Annotated in this window: 23 protein-coding genes and 1 pseudogene; 14 read left to right on the top strand and 10 right to left on the bottom strand. The window is 58.1% G+C overall.

The annotated features are described in order from the left end of the window. Positions 1–84 precede the first annotated feature (84 nt). The 3 genes from ACRER8_RS10310 to ACRER8_RS10320 are packed head-to-tail and all read right to left on the bottom strand — an operon-like array spanning position 85 to position 2,414. Positions 85–1,428 carry an ATP-binding protein gene (locus tag ACRER8_RS10310; protein WP_431746231.1) on the bottom strand — a complete coding sequence of 448 codons (1,344 nt, stop codon included), beginning with the start codon at positions 1,426–1,428 and terminating at the stop codon, positions 85–87. Further along, a complete protein-coding gene (locus tag ACRER8_RS10315) occupies positions 1,425–2,102 on the bottom strand; it encodes a response regulator (protein WP_431746232.1) in 678 nt (225 codons plus the stop codon). Before ACRER8_RS10315 ends, ACRER8_RS10310 begins: the two co-directional genes overlap by 4 nt. 57 nt (positions 2,103–2,159) lie before the next feature. Further along, entirely contained in the window at positions 2,160–2,414 is a 255-nt protein-coding gene (locus ACRER8_RS10320; RefSeq protein ID WP_431746302.1) for a hypothetical protein, read from the bottom strand. A 218-nt stretch (positions 2,415–2,632) separates the two neighbouring features. Between ACRER8_RS10320 and ACRER8_RS10325 the strand changes: the two genes are divergently transcribed. Continuing rightward, positions 2,633–3,439 carry a dienelactone hydrolase family protein gene (locus ACRER8_RS10325; protein WP_431746233.1) on the top strand — a complete coding sequence of 269 codons (807 nt, stop codon included), beginning with the start codon at positions 2,633–2,635 and terminating at the stop codon, positions 3,437–3,439. 710 nt (positions 3,440–4,149) lie between these two features. After that, on the top strand, positions 4,150–4,875 hold the full coding sequence (locus ACRER8_RS10330) for a 4'-phosphopantetheinyl transferase family protein (RefSeq protein WP_431746234.1): 726 nt from the start codon (positions 4,150–4,152) through the stop codon (positions 4,873–4,875). A 221-nt stretch (positions 4,876–5,096) separates the two neighbouring features. Here ACRER8_RS10330 and fhuF read toward each other — a convergent pair whose 3' ends face one another. Genes fhuF through ACRER8_RS10345 form a run of 3 tightly spaced genes read right to left on the bottom strand, consistent with a single transcriptional unit; the run spans position 5,097 to position 8,176 of the window. After that, on the bottom strand, positions 5,097–5,798 hold the full coding sequence (gene fhuF / locus ACRER8_RS10335; protein WP_431746235.1) for a siderophore-iron reductase FhuF: 702 nt from the start codon (positions 5,796–5,798) through the stop codon (positions 5,097–5,099). After that, on the bottom strand, positions 5,795–7,435 hold the full coding sequence (locus ACRER8_RS10340) for an ATP-binding protein (RefSeq protein ID WP_431746236.1): 1,641 nt from the start codon (positions 7,433–7,435) through the stop codon (positions 5,795–5,797). The genes fhuF and ACRER8_RS10340 overlap by 4 nt, the downstream gene beginning before the upstream one ends. 3 nt (positions 7,436–7,438) lie before the next feature. Beyond that, positions 7,439–8,176, bottom strand: coding sequence for a response regulator (locus ACRER8_RS10345; protein ID WP_431746237.1), 738 nt, complete (start codon positions 8,174–8,176; stop codon positions 7,439–7,441). An 865-nt stretch (positions 8,177–9,041) separates the two neighbouring features. Between ACRER8_RS10345 and ACRER8_RS10350 the strand changes: the two genes are divergently transcribed. The 7 genes and pseudogenes from ACRER8_RS10350 to ACRER8_RS10380 all read left to right on the top strand — a co-directional run bounded on the left by ACRER8_RS10350 (position 9,042) and on the right by ACRER8_RS10380 (position 16,221). After that, positions 9,042–11,954: a ribonucleoside-diphosphate reductase subunit alpha gene (locus ACRER8_RS10350; RefSeq protein WP_431746238.1), complete on the top strand. Its 2,913-nt coding sequence runs from the start codon at positions 9,042–9,044 to the stop codon at positions 11,952–11,954. 109 nt (positions 11,955–12,063) lie between these two features. Then, entirely contained in the window at positions 12,064–12,234 is a 171-nt protein-coding gene (locus ACRER8_RS10355; protein ID WP_431746239.1) for a YhfG family protein, read from the top strand. Continuing rightward, the gene (locus ACRER8_RS10360; protein WP_431746240.1) at positions 12,234–12,833 is read left to right on the top strand and encodes a putative adenosine monophosphate-protein transferase Fic; all 600 of its coding nucleotides are present in this window, start codon (positions 12,234–12,236) and stop codon (positions 12,831–12,833) included. Before ACRER8_RS10355 ends, ACRER8_RS10360 begins: the two co-directional genes overlap by 1 nt. Positions 12,834–13,524: 691 nt before the next feature. Further along, a complete protein-coding gene (locus ACRER8_RS10365; RefSeq protein ID WP_431746241.1) occupies positions 13,525–14,772 on the top strand; it encodes a ribonucleotide-diphosphate reductase subunit beta in 1,248 nt (415 codons plus the stop codon). Positions 14,773–14,814: 42 nt separating this feature from the next. Continuing rightward, positions 14,815–15,069 carry a DNA methyltransferase gene (locus tag ACRER8_RS10370; protein WP_431746297.1) on the top strand — a complete coding sequence of 85 codons (255 nt, stop codon included), beginning with the start codon at positions 14,815–14,817 and terminating at the stop codon, positions 15,067–15,069. A 202-nt stretch (positions 15,070–15,271) separates the two neighbouring features. Then, positions 15,272–15,766, top strand: a pseudogene (locus ACRER8_RS10375) (type VI secretion system amidase effector protein Tae4). Between the two features lie 32 nt (positions 15,767–15,798). Next, on the top strand, positions 15,799–16,221 hold the full coding sequence (locus tag ACRER8_RS10380) for a type VI secretion system amidase immunity protein Tai4 (RefSeq protein WP_431746298.1): 423 nt from the start codon (positions 15,799–15,801) through the stop codon (positions 16,219–16,221). Positions 16,222–16,387: 166 nt separating this feature from the next. On the opposite strand, the gene ACRER8_RS10385 is transcribed toward ACRER8_RS10380, so the two are convergent. From ACRER8_RS10385 to ACRER8_RS10400, 4 genes are all read right to left on the bottom strand, one after another. Further along, on the bottom strand, positions 16,388–16,627 hold the full coding sequence (locus tag ACRER8_RS10385) for a hypothetical protein (RefSeq protein WP_431746242.1): 240 nt from the start codon (positions 16,625–16,627) through the stop codon (positions 16,388–16,390). A gap of 5 nt (positions 16,628–16,632) precedes the next feature. Beyond that, positions 16,633–16,866 carry a hypothetical protein gene (locus ACRER8_RS10390; RefSeq protein WP_431746243.1) on the bottom strand — a complete coding sequence of 78 codons (234 nt, stop codon included), beginning with the start codon at positions 16,864–16,866 and terminating at the stop codon, positions 16,633–16,635. After that, on the bottom strand, positions 16,863–17,351 hold the full coding sequence (locus ACRER8_RS10395; protein ID WP_431746244.1) for a hypothetical protein: 489 nt from the start codon (positions 17,349–17,351) through the stop codon (positions 16,863–16,865). The genes ACRER8_RS10390 and ACRER8_RS10395 overlap by 4 nt, the downstream gene beginning before the upstream one ends. A gap of 190 nt (positions 17,352–17,541) precedes the next feature. Beyond that, entirely contained in the window at positions 17,542–17,832 is a 291-nt protein-coding gene (locus ACRER8_RS10400) for a hypothetical protein (RefSeq protein ID WP_431746245.1), read from the bottom strand. Between the two features lie 258 nt (positions 17,833–18,090). On the opposite strand from ACRER8_RS10400, the gene ACRER8_RS10405 reads away from it, so the two are divergent. From ACRER8_RS10405 to ACRER8_RS10425, 5 genes are all read left to right on the top strand, one after another. Further along, positions 18,091–19,029: a restriction endonuclease gene (locus tag ACRER8_RS10405; protein WP_431746246.1), complete on the top strand. Its 939-nt coding sequence runs from the start codon at positions 18,091–18,093 to the stop codon at positions 19,027–19,029. A gap of 394 nt (positions 19,030–19,423) precedes the next feature. Further along, positions 19,424–20,560 carry an NAD(P)/FAD-dependent oxidoreductase gene (locus tag ACRER8_RS10410; protein ID WP_431746247.1) on the top strand — a complete coding sequence of 379 codons (1,137 nt, stop codon included), beginning with the start codon at positions 19,424–19,426 and terminating at the stop codon, positions 20,558–20,560. Further along, on the top strand, positions 20,550–20,903 hold the full coding sequence (locus ACRER8_RS10415) for a (2Fe-2S)-binding protein (RefSeq protein ID WP_431746248.1): 354 nt from the start codon (positions 20,550–20,552) through the stop codon (positions 20,901–20,903). Before ACRER8_RS10410 ends, ACRER8_RS10415 begins: the two co-directional genes overlap by 11 nt. Beyond that, entirely contained in the window at positions 20,893–22,272 is a 1,380-nt protein-coding gene (locus tag ACRER8_RS10420) for an FAD-dependent oxidoreductase (protein ID WP_431746249.1), read from the top strand. The genes ACRER8_RS10415 and ACRER8_RS10420 overlap by 11 nt, the downstream gene beginning before the upstream one ends. Before the next feature lie 85 nt (positions 22,273–22,357). Then, a complete protein-coding gene (locus ACRER8_RS10425) occupies positions 22,358–22,726 on the top strand; it encodes a RidA family protein (protein WP_431746250.1) in 369 nt (122 codons plus the stop codon). Positions 22,727–22,810: the final 84 nt, after the last annotated feature.

Raw genomic sequence — 22,810 nt, forward strand, 5'->3', positions numbered from 1 at the left:
CAGCTCACCTGTAACCGATACGAACCCGTTCGCCAGCAAGCCGGCTCCTGCAGCATCGTGTCGTACCTGACCTCTGCGACCGGCCTATATCGCAAACTTGATCCTGAACGCCGCGCCACCCAGGTCCGAATCGCCTAACGTCAGCTGCGCGCCGTAACTTTCGATGATGTCCTTGACCACCGCCAGCCCGATGCCCTGCCCCGGATTCTGCCGGTCCAGCCGCTCGCCGCGTTCGAGAATCCGCGCGCGCTGGCTGTGTGGCACTCCCGGCCCGTCGTCTTCTATAAGCAGTTCATCGCCCATCATCGACGGTCGCCAGCTCACACGGACCTCGCTCAGACACAGCCGATAGGCGTTCTCCAGCAAGTTGCCGAGCATTTCCAGCAATGCACCCTCTTCCATCTGCACCTGGCAATCGTCCGGCAAGTCCAATGTGACGCCCACCTGCTTGTCGCGGTACACCTTTTCCAGGGTATTGCACAGGCTCTCGACTACTGGTTTCAAGGCCACCTGATACCGCACCAGACCGCTCTTGCGCAGGCTGGCGCGCTGCAGTTGATAGCCGATCTGCTGACTCATGCGCTCGATCTGCGATTGCAGAATCCGCGCCTGTTCAAGATCCTCAGGGCGCTTGGCGATTTTCTCGCTGACGCCCTGCAACACCGCCAGCGGGGTTTTCAGGCTGTGGGCCAGATCGCCCAGCGAGTCGCGGTATCGAATGCGCTGCTCCCGTTCGCTGCTCAGCAGACGGTTGAGCGAGTCGGTCAGGCGCAGCAGTTCGCTGGGGTGTTTTTCGCTGAGGCTTTCCCGCGAGCCGGCTTCCACCTGATCCAGCTCCTGGCTCATGCCTCTGAGTGCGCGCAGGCCCCATGTCAGTCCGACCCAGAGCAGAATCAGCAACACCAGCAACGCGCCGCCGAAGCCCAGATAGAGCTTTTCCCGCAGCCCGGAAATGGTTTCCTGATACTCGCGCACCGGTTGCAGGGCGACGATGCTGTAGGCGGCGTTTCGCCCGCCGAGCAGTTTGATCTCGACGTCATAAACGAAAAATTCTTCGCCATTGGGCTGACGAATCTTGGCGAACTCGGCGCCGCGCCCGTCATAGCGCGGCTGATAGTCGATGGACTCGTCCTCCGTGGCCCGGGAACGCCACACCAGCTTGCCGGCGCGATTATAGATGTAACCGAGCAGGCGGCTGTCCGGCAGGCTGAACTGCTCACCAGGGAGCAGGGTCGGCATCAGCAGCCGATCCTCCTCGACCCGAGCTGCGGAAATCAGCGTCGTCACGTCCGACGCCAGGCGTTTTTCGATGGAGCTTTCCAGCGCCAGACTGAAGGCGCTTTGCAACGCCGGCAGCATCAACAGCATGAAGATGACCGCCAGAGTCGCGGCGGCCAACATCAGCCGAACCCGCAGCGATCGGATCATCGACAGCGCTCAGTGAACAGATAACCAAGGCCACGCACGGTATCGATCGGCTTGAAACCCACCGGGCCTTCGAGCTTGCGGCGCAGACGGCCGACCAGCACCTCGATCACGTTCGGATCGCGCTCGTCGTCATCCGGGTACAGCTGCTCCATCAAACGCTCTTTGGGCACCACTTGCTGATGGTGGCGCATGAGGTATTCCAGAATCCGGTATTCATAGGCGGTCAGCGCCAAAGGCTGCTCGTCCAGCGAGGCCTGTTTACGGTTGATGTCCAGCGTCAGGGGCCCGGCGACGATCATCGATTGGGTGAATCCGCTGGAGCGACGCAGCAGTGCGTTCATCCGGGCTTCCAGCTCTTCGAATTGAAACGGCTTGACCACGTAATCGTCGGCGCCGGCGGCCAGACCCTCAACCTTGTCCTGCCAGTTGCCGCGAGCGGTGAGGATCAGGATCGGAAATGCCTTGTTCTGCGCGCGTAGCTGACGAATCAGGTCAAGACCGCCAATGCCCGGCAGGCCCAGGTCGATCACCGCCAGATCATGGTTGAACTGCCCGGCCTGATACAGCGCCTCCTCGGCATTGCCCACCGCTTCCACGACGTGACCGCTTTCGGTCAGGCGGGTCTGCAAGTGATGACGCAACAAGGCTTCATCTTCGACAACCAGCAATTTCATGAAGCTCTCCCAGGCACAGACTTACCTCTTGTTGGTTGATCCTTGAACGCTGACGACTTACAACCGGTGGAGAACGGGCAAATAATTGTCAGAACCCTGGCTCAGACTCGATGACTGCACGGTATATGCGCGACTCATCGCGGGAGTCGCGTCGGACAGTCTAGTCGTGCTGGCCATCATTATCCCCGTGAGTTTTTTGCTGTTCCTGCTCAGGTCGATGCGTGACACGTCGGCATTGCCGTCAGCCGCTTGGGTCGCAGCACTGCCGCCAAGAAAAGCCAGGGCCAGAAAAAACTTGTTCAACGTCAGCATGTGCAGGTCCTCCGGCGCCAGTCGCCTTCGTAGTTGCTTCGTGGATACGACACCGAGAATACGCAGCAGGCGCTGAACCCCTCCTGAACGCGTTCTGAACCCCGGCTGAACATCTATGTACCGCACGGGGTCGGAACCTGTACGGCACAATCGTCTAGGCTCAAAGCCAGACGAGCCACCAGTCAGTCTCGGCCAGCCTCGGTCAGAAGGAGAAAAACATGCGTTTACTGATTGCTCTTACCCTCATGTGCCTGGCGGGCCTCGCTCAGGCGGAAGTGAAAACCCGAACCATCGATTACCAGAGCGCCGACGGCACCAAGCTGGTCGGTTATTACGCCTATGACGACGCGATCAAGGGTCCGCGTCCGGGTATCGTGGTGGTGCATGAGTGGTGGGGCCTTAACGACTACGCCAAGCGCCGCGCTCGCGATCTGGCGGTGCTGGGCTACAGCGCCATGGCCATCGACATGTATGGCGAAGGCAAGAACACCGAACACCCGAAAGACGCCATGGCTTTCATGCAGGCCGCGACAGCAGATGCAGCAGCCTCGGCCAAGCGCTTCGACGCCGGGATCGAGCAATTGAAGAAGCAACCTGAAACCAACCCGCAGAAAATCGCCGCCATCGGCTATTGCTTCGGCGGGGGTGTGGTGCTGGACGCCGCACGCCGGGGTGAACCGCTGGCCGCAGTGGTCAGCTTCCATGGCGCGCTGACCACCAAGACACCGGCTAAGGAAGGCGTGACCAAGGCGCCCATGCTGGTCGAACACGGTAATAACGACACCATGGTCACCCCGCAGAACGTCGCGGATTTCAAAAAGGAAATGGACGCAGCCAAGGTTGACTACAAATTCGTCGGTATCGACGGCGCCAAGCATGGCTTTACAAACCCCGACGCCGACAAGCTCAGCCACGGCGACCATGGCGGGCCGGACATCGGCTACAACGAAACGGCAGACATGAGTTCGTGGGCGGACATGAAGGCCTTCCTCAAGGAACAGTTTGCTAAGAATTCGACGTTGTAATCGAACCAGCGACAGATGCGGATTGCTGTAGAAGCCGGCTTGCTGCGGGCCGCGGTCGGACGAACGCGGTGTGTCAGTCACCACCCGTCATTGACCCACCGCGTTCGCTGCCGTCGTAACCTCCGACGTCTCCTACAAGTCTGCGGCGTGCCACGCATTTTGTGGCAAACGCGCAACTGTAGAAGCTGGCTTGCTGCGGGCCGCGGTCGGACGAACGCGGTGTGTCAGTCACCTCACCCGTCATTGACCCACCGCGTTCGCTGCCGTCGTAACCTCCGACGTCTCCTACAAGTCTGCGGCGTGCCACGCATTTGTGGCAGACGCACAATTGTAGGAGCCGGCTTGCTGGCGAACACGGTGTGTCAGGCAACTCAATCGTCATTGACCCACCGCCTTCGCTGCCGTCGTAACCTCCGACGTCCCCAAAAGTCTGCGGCGTGCCACGCACTTGTGGCAGACCCACAACTGTAGAAGCCAGCTTGCTGGCGAACGCGGTCTGTCAGGCAGCTCAATCGTTATTGACCCACCGCGTTCGCTGCCGTCGTAACCTCCGACGTCTCCTACAAGTCTGCGGCGTACCACGCATTTTGTGGCAAACGCGCAACTGTAGGAGTCGGCTTGCAGCAAGCTGGCTCCGACGATGGATCGGCGCTGTGACATGGGAACGCAGTTATGGCGCGCGGTCACCTCATTCCTGCAAAATGCCGCTCATGACCCAATCCCCAATTCTTCCACTCTGCTGCCCCAGCCTCAGCCCCCATTGGCCGTTGCCTCAGGCGCTGGCCAATACGGTATTGATCAGTGGCCAGTTCGATCCGCAAAAGCTTCTTGAGGGCGACTTTCAGCGCTGTCTCATCGAACCGCCCGCGAGCATCCAGCGTTCAGTCGCCAAGCGTCAGGCTGAATTCCTCGCCGGTCGGTTGTGTGCGCGGGAAGCGATGCGTCAACTCGATGGCCGTCAGCATGTGCCGCTGATCGGTGACGATCGTGCGCCGATCTGGCCGCTGGACCTGTGCGGCTCGATCACCCACAGCAGCGGCTGGGCCGCAGCCATCGTTGCCAGCAAGCAGCACTGGCAAGGGCTTGGAATGGACGTCGAACAGCTCATGAGCAGCGACCGGGCTTCAAAACTGGCCGGTGAAATCCTCACCCACGCTGAAATGCAACGCATGACGGCGGGGCCCGAGCATCAGGTGGCATCGTGTGTGACCTTGACGTTTTCGCTCAAGGAAGCCCTGTTCAAGGCGCTCTACCCCATCGTGCTCAAGCGCTTCTATTTCGATGATGCCGAATTGCTGGAGTGGTCGGAAAATGGCAGCGCACGACTGAAGCTGAAGACCGATCTGTCAGAGGAATGGCACAACGGCAAGGAGCTGGACGCGCAGTTCAGCATGGGGGAAGGGCAGTTGTTGAGTCTGGTGGCGATACCGACCTGACATCACAGTTGATACATTGGATTCTGCCTGGAGCGCTTAGAAGTTCTGCTTGCCGGGAGTCCAGCTTGCTGACGATCTGCTGCAAACCGTTGCACGCGGTCTGCCTGATGCAGCGAGGTGCCAGATGTGACTGCCGGTCTCCGGCAGAATCGCTGGCAAGCCAGATCCCGCGCCCGCGGGGCAGAATCAAGAGCAGTTCTGAACCAGTCCCAAAAACCGGATCAGGCTCTGTCCGTTAACGGACAATGCTCACACCGCCCTACCCACGCCACCTGATGACTCAAACAACAACTGCGCCGCTGCCTGACGGATTGCCCATCCGGCCCTTCTATATAAATGATGGCCTTGAACAGCGGATTGCGCCGCCCATCCGGCCGCAGGCGCTCGCGCAGCAGCCCGTAGCCAATCTGGGCTGACGCGCCATTGATTTGAGCCAGTTGCCGCAAACAGGTCTCCAGGTAATCCCCGGCACTGCTCCACAACACTCCCGGCGCGACGCTGCCATATGCGCTCAATTGCTCAATCACCTGCTGCAGGTTTTCCAGCAACGGCGCGAAGCGCTCGAACGGCTCGTCGGATGGCGACGCGACCAAACCCGCGCTCTCAAACTTCACGCCGTCGAGAAAACCGCGTTCATGCAGGGCAAACGCCAGCTGATCCAGTCGCAACGTCCAGCTCACGCCCTGCACCAGGCTCGCCACAATCACCGGGGGAATCAACTGCATCGCGTAGAACTTGAACCACTGCGAGACCAGCACCGGCAGCTTGTCGGGCATCAGTTCCGGGCCGTAGACCTGCAACAACAGCCGATCCAGTATTTTTTCACGCAGCAGCTCAGGCAAGGGGATGACGGGCCGAGCGTTATCCAGTACCAGCGTCCTGGCGAACCCGGCCAATGGGCCGTCAAACCATTCTCTATTCACACATCACCCTGCTGACGTGGCCAGGTCAGGCTGAAACACGCGCCGCCCAATGCCTCACTCCGCCCGATCGAAGCCCGCCCCGCATGCCAATGAACGATTCGTCGCACAATCGACAATCCCAGACCATGCCCGCCCGAGGCCCGCGTGCGGCTGTCGTCCAGGCGCATGAAGGGGGTAAAAATCCGCTCCCAGGCGCTTTCCGGCACGCCGGGGCCATCGTCCTCGACATCGATTCGGCAGCGCTCCTGACTCAGTTGAAAACCGACCCGCACCTCGGATTCGGCGTGGCGCATGGCGTTACTCACCAGATTCTGCAAGGCCCGATGCAGATAACGTGGCTCGGCCTCGACCCAAGCTTCGTCGTCATCCGAAGCGTCACTGCCGACGGTGCTGTTCTGCCCCCGGACAACACGCACGTTGGCCCGCAGTGGCGCCAGTTCGGCGATGACCTGATCGATCAGGGCGCCCAAATCGACGCGCTGAAAACTCAGCGTCGGCGCCCCCTGCTCCAGGCGCGCGTAGGTCAGCATTTCGTCCACCAGCTTGTCGAGGTCTTGAATGTCGTTATCCATGCCGACCATGTATTTGTGCCGCGCCTGCGGCGTGCTGGCGTCGCCGATCATCTCCAACCCGAAGCGCAGACGTGCGACGGGGGTGCGCAGTTCGTGGGACACCGCCCGCACCAGTTCGCGCTGAATGGTCAACGAACGCTGCAAATGCTCGGCCATCCCGTTGAACGCTGACGCCAGGCGCCCCACCGAATCCGCGCCGGTTTCGGGAACGCGGGTTTCCAGACTGCCTTGGGCGATCTGTGTGGCGGCCGCCTCCAGGCCACGCAGACGATGCTCCAGCCGACGCACCAGCAAGTAGACCACCAGACCGATCAGGCACAGCCCGACAAACGCGATCAGCACCAGCAACTCGGGTGGATAGGGATTCATCTGGTACAGCGGACCGATTTCCAGCACCCACGGGGTTTCACCGACGCCGGACAGCACGCGAATCGAATCGCCGCCCTTGCCCAGCGCCATCACCGTGTCGCCTTCGTCGATGCGCCGGCGCTGATCGTCATCGACATCGGCTTGTTCCAGCTTGATCAGGTGCATGTCGAAGCCGAAGCCCTTGCTCAAGCGCAGGCTTTCCAGGCGGATCGGCTGCTCATCCACCGGGAAACGCACCAGCTCATCGAGCAGCAAAAAAATCGTCGCCCGGGCCAGTTGTTCGCTGATCTGCTGCACTTCGCCCGTCAGCAACACTGCGCTGCCGGGCTTGCCGGAAACACTCGGTTCGACCTCACGAAATACCCGCGCGGCATGCGGCCCGGTCTGTTCGACCACCACCTGTCCGCGGCTCAGGCGATTACGTGCACCGCCATCCAGATGCGCTTGCTCAGCGGTTTCAAGCGCCAGCGGAATGCCCAGCAACCGCTCCCAGACCGCCAGCGCCCGCGTGCGCTCGATGCTGTCCATGGGTTTGAGGTTGTCGGCCATCAGGGTGAAAGTGCCGTGGGCCAGTTGCTCGCGGTATTGTCCGCTGCGTACGTTGTTGACCAAGTGCAGGGTCAGCACGCCGAGCAGCGCTACCAGCACCAGCACGCCGAGCATGCCGCCATAGATGCGCAGGAAAATTGAGTTCATAGGTTAATCGCCCCGGGAAAAGGCGTTCATGTCCCTGGCCGCTTCCGGCACGAACAGGTAACCCTTGTTGCGTACCGTCTTGATCAGGCGCGGGTGAATGGGATCGTCGCCGATTCTGGGGCGAATCTTCGAAATACGTACGTCAATGGAGCGATCCTGGCCGTCATAGCCGACGCCGCGCAGGGCGGTGAAAATCTCCTCGCGGGACAGAATCCGTCCAGCGTTGGTGACCAGCAGCCACAACAGGTCGAACTCGGCGCTGGTCAGCTCAATGCTCATATCATTGAGCCAGGCCTCGCGCAAAGCGTTGTCTACGGTCAGCGGGCCGAACACCAGCCGGCGTTGTTCCTGAACAGGTGCGTCGACGGTTTCGCTGCGTCGGAGCAACGCATGAATGCGCGCGAGCAATACGCGAGGGTGTACCGGCTTGCACACGTAATCATCGGCGCCCATGTCCAAACCCTGGATCTGGTCGCTGTCGTCGGTGCGTGCGGTGAGCATGAGGATCGGCCCGTCATAGTCATCACGGACCTTGCGGCAGATGCTCAGGCCGTCTTCGCCCGGCAGCATGAGGTCGAGAATCACCAGATCCGGCTGTTCATCGACAATCCGCTTCGCCGCCCGAGCGCCATCACCTTCCAGACTGACCTGCAGCCCATTGTTTTCAAGATAATCGCGAGTCAGCTCGGCCAGTCGAAAGTCATCCTCGACGATCAAGATTTGCCAGGGTTCTTGCTGCACGTTCCGTGTCTCCTGGGTTGTTCTTATTAATAGAAGGAATCCGCCATGGCGAGTTGCGACGAATCATAGGGCGCCGCAGCCCCCTGTGGGAGCGAATTCATTCGCGATACGGATTATCAGGCGGTCTTTTTTATCGGCTGTACGGGCCTCTTGCGAATGAATTCGTTCCCACACGAGCTGAGCGGCCGATTCGAGCGCGCAGCGTCATCAACATCCCAACATCCCAACATGACACACGACATGCAAACCACCCCGCCGCGTCCCTTGCCAACCCCGCATTTTGTGATAGGGTTCGCGCCCGCAAAAAACCGGGTCACTGTTTTTCCAGACTAAAAAAACAGTGACCGACGGCCCATCCCAGTAGCTATGCGGCCTACACGGGATTTCCCTGATTCGCACACAAATTACACACAGCTTTATCCACAGCTCATGCGTTGCAATTAGTGTCCGAAACGCATTATCTTGTACCCCGTCGCTGATCGACCCCCTACATGTAGGGTTTCGATTAAAAAACCAAACACAAGTGGCCGAGAGATTTCAAGCATTTTTCTCGTCCCCAACGGGCTGAATATTCCCGGTTTCACCGCCTGACCGCTCACACGCGAATGGCAGACACCCGAGCTTCATGATCTGCGCGTTACGGTACAAGTGTTGCAACATAAAAAACGCATATTGCACAAGCTTTTACAGGGTGACGAGCCACAGAGCCGCGCCCTTTTGGACTTCAAAGCCAGGGTCGGCGCTCCTTCAGCCTTCCCATCCGTTTTGAAGTCATTGGACTGACGTCTGTCGGTCAACTGTCTCAAGACGGAACGGTGGGTGCCTTACGGCAGCCCAAATAAACATAGAGAACGTGGAGACACCCATGCAAACAGACACAACTCGCGAGAATCCGCAGGCCCTTGCGCCGCAGACAGGTGCGACCCAGCAGGACCTGTCCGCGACCGCACCGGGTCAGCTGCGCGTGATCAAGCGCAACGGGACCGTAGTTCCTTACACCGATGACAAGATCACCGTCGCCATCACCAAGGCGTTCCTCGCAGTTGAAGGCGGTACCGCCGCCGCGTCGTCGCGTATCCACGACACCGTTGCCCGCCTGACCGAACAAGTCACCGCAACCTTCAAGCGACGCATGCCTTCGGGCGGCACCATCCACATCGAAGAAATCCAGGATCAGGTAGAACTGGCGCTGATGCGCGCTGGCGAGCAAAAAGTGGCTCGCGACTACGTGATCTATCGTAACGACCGCTCCAAAGAGCGCGCCGGTCGTGGTGGCGAAGCCCCGGTACAGGCTCACCCGTCGATCCGCATCACCACCAAGGACGGCAGCCTCGCGCCGCTGGACATGGGCCGCCTGAACACCATCATCACCGAAGCGTGCGAAGGTCTGGCCGAGGTTGACGCCAACCTGATCCAGAACGAAACCCTGAAAAACCTGTACGACGGCGTGGCGCTGACCGACGTCAACACCGCTCTGGTGATGACCGCGCGTACCCTCGTCGAGCGTGAGCCGAACTACTCGTTCGTGACCGCGCGCCTGCTGATGGACACCCTGCGTGCCGAAGGCCTGGGCTTCCTGGGCGTAGCCGAGAGCGCTACGCACCACGAAATGGTCGACCTGTACGCCAAGGCGCTGCCAGCCTACGTCGCCAAGGGTATCGAGTTCGAACTGCTGAACCCTGTTCTGGCTGAATTCGACCTGGAAAAACTGGGCAAGGCAATCAACCACGAGCGCGACCAGCAGTTCACCTACCTGGGCCTGCAGACCCTGTACGACCGTTACTTCATCCACAAGGATGGCGTGCGTTTCGAACTGCCGCAGATCTTCTTCATGCGTGTGGCCATGGGCCTGGCGATCGAAGAGAAAGCCCGTGAAGACCGCGCCATCGAGTTCTACAACCTGCTGTCGTCCTTCGACTACATGGCGTCCACTCCTACACTGTTCAACGCCGGTACCCTGCGTCCACAGCTGTCGAGCTGCTATCTGACCACCGTTCCAGATGACCTGTCGGGCATTTACCACGCCATCCACGACAACGCCATGCTGTCCAAATTCGCAGGCGGCCTGGGCAACGACTGGACCCCGGTTCGCGCGCTGGGCTCGTACATCAAGGGCACCAACGGCAAATCCCAGGGCGTCGTGCCTTTCCTGAAAGTGGTCAACGACACCGCTGTTGCAGTGAACCAGGGCGGCAAGCGCAAGGGCGCTGTCTGTGCCTACCTGGAAACCTGGCACATGGACATCGAAGAGTTCATCGAGCTGCGCAAGAACACCGGTGATGATCGTCGTCGCACCCACGACATGAACACCGCCAACTGGATCCCTGACCTGTTCATGAAGCGTGTCTTCGACGACGGCAAGTGGACCCTGTTCTCGCCGTCCGAAGTCCCGGACCTGCACGACCTGACCGGTAAAGCCTTCGAAGAGCGCTACGAGTACTACGAAGCGCTGACCGAGTACCCAGGCAAGGTTAAGCTGTTCAAGACCATCCAGGCCAAAGACCTGTGGCGCAAGATGCTGTCCATGCTCTTCGAAACCGGCCACCCATGGCTGACTTTCAAAGACCCGTGCAACCTGCGCAGCCCGCAGCAGCACGTGGGCGTGGTCCACAGCTCGAACCTGTGCACCGAGATCACCCTGAACACCAACAAGGATGAAATCGCTGTCTGCAACCTGGGCTCGATCAACCTGCCGAACCACATCGTCGACGGCAAGCTGGACACCGACAAGCTCAAGCGCACCATCGACGTCGCCGTTCGCATGCTCGATAACGTTATCGACATCAACTACTACTCGGTGCCGCAGGCGAAGAACTCCAACTTCCGCCACCGTCCGGTCGGTCTGGGCATCATGGGCTTCCAGGATGCGCTGTATCTGCAGCACATTCCTTACGGTTCCGACGCTGCCGTCGAATTCGCCGACCGCTCGATGGAAGCTGTCAGCTACTACGCGATCCAGGCTTCCTGCGATCTGGCGGATGAGCGCGGTGCTTACGAGACGTTCAAGGGTTCGTTGTGGTCCAAAGGCATTCTGCCGCTGGATTCGCAACAGATCCTGATCGAAGCCCGTGGCCAGAAGTACATCGACGTCGACCTGAACGAAACCCTGGACTGGGCGCCAGTGCGTGCTCGCGTGCAGAAAGGCATTCGTAACTCGAACATCATGGCCATCGCGCCGACCGCGACCATCGCCAACATCACCGGCGTATCGCAGTCGATCGAACCGACCTACCAGAACCTGTACGTGAAATCGAACCTTTCGGGCGAATTCACCGTGATCAACCCGTACCTTGTTCGCGACCTCAAGGCACGCGATCTGTGGGACTCGGTCATGATCAACGACCTCAAGTACTACGACGGTTCGGTACAGCAGATCGAACGCATCCCGCAGGAACTCAAAGACCTGTACGCGACAGCCTTTGAAGTCGACACCAAATGGATCGTTGACGCCGCAAGCCGTCGCCAGAAGTGGATCGACCAGGCTCAGTCGCTGAACCTGTACATTGCTGGCGCGTCGGGCAAGAAACTGGACGTGACCTACCGCATGGCGTGGTTCCGTGGCCTGAAAACCACCTACTACCTCCGCGCCCTGGCCGCAACCAGCACCGAGAAGTCGACCATCAACACCGGCAAGCTCAACGCCGTTTCCAGCGGCGGCCACGGCCCGGACGATTCGGCGATCACCGCCCCACGTCCAGCCGAAGCAGCTCCAGCCGGTCCAGCGCCAGTGCCTAAGGCGTGCGCCATTGACGAGCCGGATTGCGAAGCTTGCCAGTAAATAGCAATCGGCATTACGGCAACGTAATCCCTTGAATGAAGGCCCGCTGTCCGCTGTGGCAGCGGGCCTTTTTCAGCTAAACTCAACGCTCACCGCCTGGAGATTCCCGATGCCTACGCCCTCTCTGGATGACAAGAAAGCCTACTGCGCCAAAACGCGCCGTTCCAATTATGCCGCCAGCTTGCGCCTCGAAGGGTTCGAAAGCTCGCCGCTGGACGCCGAACGTCGCCTCCCTTCGCGGGAAGAACTGTTGAAAACCTACCGTCAAAAACAGGCCTGATGGTCGATAAATACGGCGTTGGACAAGACCCCTATTGCCCACCCGGCAGCACCGTCCTGCGCAACCGGCTCAACCTGACTGACGCCACCACTCTGGCTCAGGCTGAACGTGATCTCTCCGAAGTCGCCGCTCAAACCATCGACTTCACGCCCCCGCCTTACGACCTTTCCTACCTGCAAGCTATCCACCGCCAGTTGTTCAACGACCTTTACGACTGGGCCGGCGAACTGCGCACCGTGGACATCTCTAAAGACCAGACGCACTTCTGCGTCACGCACCGCATCGAGCCCGAAGCCAACAAGCTGTTCGTTGTACTGGCGCAGGCCAACTGGTTTCAGGATCTGGACCGCACCCGATTGATCAACGCCTGCGCCGAGCTGTTCGGCGATCTCAACGTCGTTCACCCCTTCCGCGAAGGCAACGGCCGCGCGCAACGCATCCTGTTCGAACACATCATCGTCAACGCCGGATACGAGATCAGTTGGTGGCCAGTCGAGGCTGATGAGTGGATACAGGCCAATATCGATGCGGTCGGATGTGACTATGCGGGGTTGGTCAGGGTGTTTGAGCGGTGTGTGGGCGAGGCAATCGGTAGCTGAACATTCGCTGGTTCAGTCCTCATGGGCGACGGAGCCAGATATGGGCCACTCGTCGATTACGTCACAATTTGGCGCTTCATTTCGACTGGGTAACCAATACTGGTTTTGGAGGGGTGTCCCCTGCACGCCTCTGGATACGCAACCTCGACGCATTATCAAAGCCTTGATCCAAATCAGCCCAGATGAATTCGTCGAAACTCGATCTCTCCCGTCGATTGCCGACGGGTAGGACACACTATATGATGTGTCTCGCTCCAAAATTAACACTAGATACGTGATTAGCCTCTAATATCAACGCGCTATTCCTCAAGCATGGCTTGGCGAAGAACGCAAAGGAAAATGAAGGCAATTCAACCTTCAGATTCCGTCAGGGACGAACCCGCGCCGGGCAAAATCTGTATAATCCCGCGCTCACCCAGGGTACTCAAATGACCGTTTGCACATTGCAAAGCTGGCACTCTGAAAACAGCCCCGTTAACCCGTATCGCCGGCCTGCCACAGGTGGCCTTCGCAGCACGTTCGCCGATCGATCCGAAACGACGATTCTCGTCTTCGTTGATCAATCACAGTAAGACCTAAGCTGCACCCAATCTATTCCCGATGCCAGCCTACGCGACATACACCGCTGGCAACGCCGACTTTAAAATCCAATCGACCGCCAAGGCGGTCCTCACGCAGGAGCCTCATCACCATGCTGAGCTGGGACGAATTCGACAAAGAAGACGCCGCTGAACCCGCCAAAGGCGCCAACGCAGGCCACGCTTCCGAAGCTGCCATGGACAAACTCGACAGCGCCGGTGGTGCTGCCGCTCTGGAAGCGCGCGCTGCTAACGCCAACGACTCCGCTGCCGTCGCGCGCGCCAAGGCTGCCCTGAACAAACTCGACATCGCTGAAGGTCTGGCCGAACTCGAAGGCTCCGCCGCTCGCGTCGCTGTTGACGAAAAGCGCATGATCAACTGCCGTGCCGACCTCAACCAACTCGTGCCCTTCAAGTACGACTGGGCCTGGCAGAAATACCTCGACGGCTGCGCAAACCACTGGATGCCGCAAGAAGTCAATATGACCGCCGACATCGCCCTCTGGAAAAACCCGGAAGGCCTGACCGACGACGAACGCCGCATCGTCATGCGCAACCTGGGCTTCTTCTCCACCGCCGACTCCCTGGTCGCCAACAACCTCGTACTGGCCGTGTATCGCCTTATCACCAACCCGGAGTGCCGCCAGTACATCCTGCGCCAGGCCTTCGAAGAAGCAATCCACACCCACGCCTACCAGTACTGCATCGAATCGCTGGCCATGGACGAAGGCGAGATCTTCAACATGTACCACGAGATCCCGTCGGTCGCGAAAAAAGCCGCCTGGGGCCTCAAATACACCCGGTCGATCTCAGATCCCAAGTTCGAAACCGGCACCCCTGAAACCGACAAAGAACTGCTGCGCAACCTGATCGCCTACTACTGCGTTCTTGAAGGCATCTTCTTCTACTGCGGCTTCACCCAGATCCTCTCCATGGGCCGCCGCAACAAAATGACCGGCGTCGCAGAACAGTTCCAATACATACTGCGCGACGAATCCATGCACCTGAACTTCGGCATCGACGTGATCAACCAGATCAAAATCGAAAACCCACATTTGTGGGATGCCGAGTTGAAGGAAGAGGCTTCGCAGATGATCCTGCAAGGTACTCAACTGGAGATCGAATACGCCCGCGACACCATGCCTCGCGGGGTACTGGGCATGAACGCGGCGATGATGGAGGACTACCTGAAGTTCATCGCCAACCGTCGGTTGTCGCAAATTGGGTTGAAGGAAGAATATCCGGGGACGACGAATCCGTTTCCCTGGATGAGCGAGATTATGGACTTGAAGAAGGAGAAGAACTTCTTTGAGACGCGGGTGATTGAGTATCAGACGGGTGGGGCTTTGAGCTGGGACTAATTGATTAAGGAATACAAAGGCGAATTAATCTTCGCCTTTTTTATGACAACTAAAAACCCAAAGTTAAAGTCTAAAAAGACTAAAAGCCTGTATAAATATTACGCCGGCTTTTCAGAAGAGTTTGTGGAGAGCGCTATTTCTCGGTCGCTACTACAATTCGAGCTAAATACCTCCTTATTGGTATTGGACCCGTGGAACGGGAGTGGCACAACGACCCATTTCTGTAGCAAAGTGGGGACATCATCCATCGGACTAGATCGAAACCCGTTATATGCCGCGAGTGGTGGCGCTGGATGATGGTCGAGAAAACGGGATTGAGCGTGGATCTCGGATGTCTTGGTGGCGGATGGCTGCTCAGGCTTTGCGATCGGGATGATGTCATGTAAGACCAATTCATACCGGCTTGTAGGACTTGTCCTGATTTTTTAGGAATCAGTGAGATGCCGGAAAACACTGGTGGCGTCGCGACTCCACGTCAAACCGAAATCCAGGATATGAAATGAGTCGTCCCTTTTTTGCTTTCGCTTGGGCTGCTTCACAGCGAATTTTACGATCCTTCCGAATCCGGCCCCAAGGCAGCAGAAGTCATTGGCGGCTACGTTGAAAAAAACATTAATAACCTCGACCCTGCCCAGCGCTGGAGCAATACCTGCGCTGTGCGGATGAGCTACATACTCAATGAAGCTGGGCTGATCATCCCGAAGATTCCGGGGCAAACCGTGTCTGGTGCCGATAAGCGCCAGTACTTCTTTCGTGTCAGAAATCTCATCACGTTCCTACAGCAGCGGTGGGGAAAACCTGAAGTTGTGGTGTATCCGCCGTCGGCGAATTTACAGGTAGAAAAGGCGTCATTCTTTTCGAGGTGTCTGGCTGGTCGGATGCTCAGGGGCACGCCACCTTATTCGATGGCAGGCGGTGCTACGATCAGTGTTATTTCAATTCGCCAGAAGCCACTTACAGAACTGATCAAGCCCATTTCTGGAGCTTGCCGTGAATAAGCGCTGGGCTTTCCTTTCTATCGCTTCAATCTCAATTGTCTTCCTATTTACAGGTTGCTCATTCGCTCAGGCTGGTAACTCTCCAGAAGCAGGTGCTCGTACCTATGCGCAAAACTATAAGGACATGGTTCTCGCGACTTGTATTGCCAACGCCTACAAAGGCGACACAGGTGCCGCTACCGATGCGGGAAGCAGTGTCAGTGCGCTGCGGGACTGGGCGTATTACGACCTGGAGAAAGCGCCGGACGATATCAGCGGTTTAGTGGATGAGTATCTGGCGCGGGACTATCACAACCCACTGGCTGATTCGGAAGGCAAAGGCGTCCGGTTCGATCTGTTGAAGTGCCTGGATTTGTACCACAGCGGCGAGCTGGACCGGCAGTTGAAGCGTTTGGTCATTAACCCCACGCATAGCTACCGACAGGACAATCCCCTTCCACCCAAACCCTAACGGTCGCTCTTCTACGCTGCGGCATCGTTCTGATCCGTAAAGCAGATGAAGGATTTGATATTGGCGGATATCACTTCGAATACTTCCTCAATGATCAGATGCCGCAATTGCTCGATGATAAACAAGCCATAGTCGTATCGCCACTCAAACGGCGGACCCGCTAAACCTACCAGTAGTAATCCTTGTACTTCTCGCAGTTGAAAAACAGCTCGAGGCCGATACACCACGCGACGACGAAGCCCCAGATGAAGAAGTCGTCTATGTGTGTGTCGAGGGTGAAGGTTGCTGTCGCGCCCAGGCTGATGAGGGCAAGGCCGGTCCATTTTCGAGGGTGTTTGTGGATGAGTTTGCGGTCGAGCAGGTAATAGGCGGCGCAGGTGAGAAATATGCCCAGGATGAGGAGCATAGGGGTTAGTCCTCGTTCTTGGTGTGGTAATCGCGCTCTGAAAAGAGGATCAAGCCGTTGATTGCGGTTATGAGCGCTATCAAAAACGCGTTGGCTGAAAGGTCTAGTTTGGATAGCGCCAGTGCGCCGAGGGCTGCCATTGAAAGTCCAAGCCACTTCCTCCAATTTCGAGACTTTAGCCTGTAGCTCAGCATGCAATGGAAGGTCATGCCAAGGCCGAAAATCATGGGGGTGGTCACTGAACACCACCTTTAGCTTTAAGTAACATAGAAACGGTTCTGCTCTGTGGCCCAATTCCACCACTCACGCGAGCTTGCACGGCGACAATAATGTCTTCAGCGTGTCTGCTCTCCAATGCAAACAGCGCTGCTAACCCTACGGCCGCTACAGCAAAGCCTGACAAGTACGGATGCATGTGCTGTGTAAGCTTCCTCGTCGCCGCAGTAGCACCTGCGCCCACCGAGGCGCTTTGCAGGTTGAAAAGATCAGCCTGGTTGCGCGTTAATGGTCTGGATACCTCGACAACCATCTCACACGGTCGCCTCTGGGCGAGCATGCGGTCATAAGTCTCGCTAATGAAATCCCGCACTCTCCAACATTCGCCGCCGACATCCGGGAAGTGCAGCGTTCGTAGAGCGAGTCGGTCTTCGGGCAGCACTGTGAAACGTACAACCGAGAAGTAAACGCCAAAATGGGCGTGGTAATGAGTTCTTTCCTGTTTCAAGAATGCGCTCTCGCCGTGGGGGAAGGGCGGAGTTTGCGGGAGCGGAGCGGGTTCAGGAATGCGGTTGAAGCGAAATGGACGGGACCTACCCAGGTCTCAGACAAGTCCTACGGGCTGCGCCCAGAATCAAGAGCGGAATGGCGCGAGAACCAGCGCCTGCGAAAGAGTGGTTAACGCCATCCACACACCGTCACCCCTTCGTACGCTGCCGATACTCCTGAACCATCTCCTTCGACACATCCTCCTTGAAGCACAACGGCGAGTAGCCGCCTGCGCGATTGTAGGCGCTGCGTTTGCCGCAGCGGCTGCCGTTGCGGGCTGAGTTGTAGGGGCATGGGCAGTTGCCGGAGTAGTTGGCAATGGAGTCTTCGATGAGGATCTGGGCGATGGCGGCGTCGGTGAGGCGGGTTTCTTTTGCAGAAACGGTGAAGGCGCTGAGCAGTGCGAGGGCTGCGATGAAGCTGGTTCTTACCTTGGTCATGGCTGTTCCTTAGCGATGCGGATGGGTTTTCCGGGTCGCTTTTTACCATGACATCATTGAGCCATTACAGTGTTTTTTCTCTGTAGAATGTGAAGGCATTCCTACGCGTGTGGATGAGGGGTCTTACAGACGGTTCGTTGTTTTCTGAACTGAGGTTTGTAGAACGCTTATGATCGCTGCCGCCGGCAAGCCGGGCTGCTACAGGCGTGCGTGTTTGATGACTGAATTCTCTTCTACGGATGTGTGAAAACCACGGATATGGCCAAGAAATCTTCTCTGTTCGACGACCTGTTTTTTATCGCCCGCAAGCTGCCTTGGTGGCTGAGTCTTACCATTGCGCTGATCTCGGGCTTTGGTCTGCATTCGGTCGCGAATGGACCTGTGACTCTCTCCAGCGATCCTCATCAGCTTCAATCCGTTGTGCTGGGAAGCATGGCGCGAACGTTGGCGGGTATTGGCCAGTATCTGCTGCCGTTCATTTTTGGCTGCGGTACTGTCGCTTCGCTTTTTCGTCGATTCAGATCCCGCAATCTCCTGAAATCCGTCGCCACGCCAGGCGGGAACACGCTGCTGAGCATCAGTTGGCACGAGTTCGAATTGCTGGTGGGCGAGGCTTTGCGGCGACGGGGATACAAGGTGCAGGACAATGACGGCAGCGGGCCAGACGGCGGCATCGATCTGGTGGCGCGCAAGGATGGCGAGACGTATCTGGTGCAGTGCAAGCAATGGCGCTCGGTCCAGGTGGGAGTGCCGGTCGTGCGTGAGTTGTACGGGGCGATGGCGGCTGAAGGTGCTGTCGGTGGTTTCGTGGTCACCAGTGGGACGTTTACCAAACAGGCGCGGGACTTCGCTTCGGGCCGAAATCTGCAACTGGTGGATGGGAATGTGCTGAAGCAGTGGATTGCCGAGACGAAGAAACCTGGGCCACGCCCGACCGTTGAGGTGGTCGCCGAACGAATCGAGCCGATGGTGATTGAGCCGGAATTTGCAGCACCGGTTGTATCGGAGTCTGTCGCTAAACCGGAAACGCCGGAGGTGCCGATTGCGCCAAAACCTCCTGCCTGTCCGCATTGCCGTAAGACGATGGTGATGCGTGTGGCGCGGACCGGTGCCAACGCAGGGGGCAATTTCTGGGGTTGCGCGGATTATCCAAAGTGTCGGGGGATTCGAGCGATTTTTGCACCTTTGCGCCCATGAGGCACATGTCAGATCGGAGGGATCTGAGACGTAAAGGCTGCCGACGGCGCGGTCATGAGGCGTTCATTTAAGTCCGAACATGAGCGATTCTTTCCTCGGATCACTGCCGTTGCGGTCGGACGCGACCTTTCGCGCCAAATCGCAGGATAAGCCACGCTCCTACAGCGCCGGCCAGATTAAGAGCGGGATCCTCAGAGGGCCAATTCCCTGGGCGAGATGACCGGTCGCCAGCCCATCAACGCCCATCCCGTCCCTATACCTTCAGTGCATACCCTCCCCCCATATATCTATTGGACTGATATCCGCCCGCCGCTTTAGTGTTGCCACGTAAGCCTGTGGAAGAACGGCGCTGCTCTAGACGCCTGCGTTTTCCATTTTCAAAAGCGGAGAAACCATGCAAGCGAAAGAGCTCGTTGTCATCGGCGGTGGATTGGTCGGCGCGTCTATTGCCTATGGGGCAGCCAGAGCGGGAGCCACTGTTACATTGCTCGATCAGGGCGACATCGCACATCGCCCTTCCCGGGGCAATTTTGGTTTGGTGTGGGTTCAGAGCAAAGGCGAAAACCTGCCTCGATACGCACGCTGGAGCCGGGACGCCGTACAGTTTTGGCCTGCCTTGGCTACGGAACTGTTCGAACTGACCGGTGTTGATGTGGCGTATCGACAGGACGGCGGCTTTTGGATTGGTTTCAATGACGCAGAAATGCAAGCGCGTGAGGCAATGCTGACCCGCGTGAACAATGGGGTAGGTGGGATTCCCTTCACGATGCTCGATAATGCTGAACTCAAAGCGCGTCTTCCCGCCATCGGCAAATCAGTTGCAGGGGGCAGCTTTTGCCCCCTCGACGGCCATGCCAATCCGCTGTTGCTCTTGCGCGCCCTGCATGCAGGCCTGAAAGCGAAAGGTGCGCGAATAGTCTCGAGCGTAGATATCACGCATATCAATTACGACGAAAAGAATGCTGATTTTGTCATCAAGAGCAAGGACGGTGCGACCTGGCATGCCCCACGTGTTGTCATCGCCGCGGGGCTGGGCAGTAAGGCACTCGCCGAACAAGTCGGTCTCAATGCCCCGGTGATCCCTAACAGGGGACAGGTACTGATTACCGAGAGGCTCAAGCCCTTTCTGCCCTACCCCACCAATAAGGCCAGGCAGACGAACGAGGGAACGGTGCAACTGGGCTATTCGATAGAAGACGTCGGACTGGACGACACCACGACCGTCGATGCAATCCAATGGATCGCCAAACGCGCAATGGCGACCTTTCCGATTCTTTCAGGCGTACGGCTGGTTCGGGCATGGGGAGCCTTGCGCGTCCTGACCCCGGACGGTCTGCCGATTTATCAGGAGTCGGCCTCCTGCCCCGGCGCATTTGTCGCCACGAGCCATAGTGGAGTGTCGCTCGCAGGCGCACATGCCTATGTCATCGGCCCCTGGATGGCGGGATTGGGTAACGCTCCGGATGGCTTCGATGTATTTGCTGGCGAGCGCTTTCTGGACACAAAAAGGGCATTTTCGTATGGCCACTGAAACTGCATCGGCGGGCTCTCCGCTGTTTAGATTTGAAGGAATTCTTTCGAACCCTGTCACGCTCGAGGTCGATGGCCATCCAATAACCGCGCCCGCGGGCGTCAGCATTGCAGCAGCGCTGCTGCTCAATGGAGTCGGTCCGTTTCGTAATACGCCGGTGACGTCCGCACCACGCGCCGCCTACTGCATGATGGGTGTCTGTTTCGAATGCCTGGTCGAGGTGGATGGCAAGCCTGGCTGCCAGGCGTGTCAGATTCCGATACGGGAAGGAATGAGCGTCAGACGTCAACAAGGGGCGTCGGCCGTGCCGGCACCTGAAGAGGGAGAAGATCATGGCCGCTGATATCGTCGATGTCGCTATTGTCGGTGCGGGTCCTGCCGGGCTGGCAGCGGCGATCGAAGCCCGCCAGTCGGGTTTGAGCGTCACATTGCTCGATGAGCAAGCCGCGACAGGCGGACAGATCTACCGCGCGGTAGATGCCGCCAGCGCATTAAAACGTTCCGTGCTCGGTGAAGACTATGCCGCGGGCGCTCAATTGACCCGCCAGTTTGCCGACAGCGGCGCCCGGCATATTGCCGGCGCAGCGGTATGGAATGTCGGACGGGATCTTACGGTGAACTATCTGTGCGGCGGCGCTAATCAGAGTTTGCAAGCGCGCCACATCATTCTGGCCAGTGGCGCCATGGAGCGGCCATTTCCCATCTCAGGCTGGACACTACCCGGCGTCATGGGGGCCGGCGCGGCGCAGATTCTGTACAAGACTGCGGGTGCGTTGCCGAGCGAGCCTGTCGTGCTCGCAGGCTGCGGCCCCTTACTTTATCTGTTGGCAAGCCAGTATCTGCAAGCCGGTGTGAAATTGAAGGCAGTGATACACACCACCCAACGCCGCGATTATGTCAGGGCGTCAGCGCATCTTGCAGGCGCAATACGGGGATGGCGCGATTTGCGTAAAGGCATGCGCATGTTCAGTCAGCTAAGCAAGCAGCGTGTGCCGGTTTACGCAGGCGCTGAGGCGCTATCGATCCAGGGTACACATCACGCCGAAGCGATCTGCTTTACCCATAAGGGACAGTCGCATCGCATCGAATCGTCGTTGATTCTGCTGCATCAAGGCGTAGTGCCGAATACGCAGCTCAGTTGGTCGCTCAGAGCCAGGCACCGATGGGACAACGCGCAGTTATGCTGGGCACCGGAAACGGATGAATACGGACAAATCGAAAAAACCGGTATTTATATCGCCGGAGACAGTCGCGGGATCGTTGGGGCCAAGGCTTCAGCATCCCAAGGGCGCCTGGCGGCGATCGCAATCGCTGGCGCGCTTGACCGTCTGGCCCCCGGCGACAGGGATCGCCGCGAGCGGGCCGTGCGAAGCGAACTGGACAACCAGGTTCTTGTACGACCGTTTCTCGACGCACTTTATCGCCCACCCGCCGCGCACCGAATGCCGGCGGATGACTCGGTTATCGTTTGTCGCTGTGAAGAAGTGACTGCAGGCCAAATCAGAAAATATGCCGAACTTGGCTGCCAAGGCCCAAACCAGACCAAGGCATTTGGACGGTGTGGGATGGGTCCTTGCCAAGGCCGACTTTGCGGCCTGACCGTTACCGAACTTCTTGCGCAGGTGCGTGGTTTGCCCCCTGACGAAATCGGCTATTACCGAATCCGAGCGCCCATCAAGCCAATAACGATTGGTGAGTTGGCCGCAGATTGAGTTTTCCGATCCCGCAGGCCAAAAAAACTCTTGCGGCATAAACGATAACGTTAAATAAACGCTTTTATATATAAAGGGCTTCTTGATGAACGACATCACTCGTATTGCGACGGATAAACGTCGTAGCCGCGCTGTCATCTACAACAGCATCGTATTCGTAGGCGGACAAACCGCTGATGACCGTAGTCAGGACATTAGAGGTCAAACACTGCAAACCTTAGCCAAGGTAGAAAAATATCTCGCTGAGGCAGGCACTGATAAAAGTCGCCTGCTTACCGCCCAGATCTGGATCAAAGATATCAAGAATGACTTCGCCGGCATGAATGAAGTATGGGACGCATGGACGTCACCCGATGCCGCTCCCACACGTGCAACTGCTCAATGTGAAATGGCATCCCCCGACATCCTCGTCGAGATCCTGGTGACCGCAGCCGTTGGCACAACAGAAAACTAACTACCAGTTGGCTACGGCCGATGATCGCGAGCTGAAGTAACCGATAGCGCCCGACCTGCGCGCATCCAGAATCTGTCCATCTCT

Source organism: Pseudomonas sp. (genome assembly GCF_050739935.1).
GTDB lineage: Bacteria > Pseudomonadota > Gammaproteobacteria > Pseudomonadales > Pseudomonadaceae > Aquipseudomonas.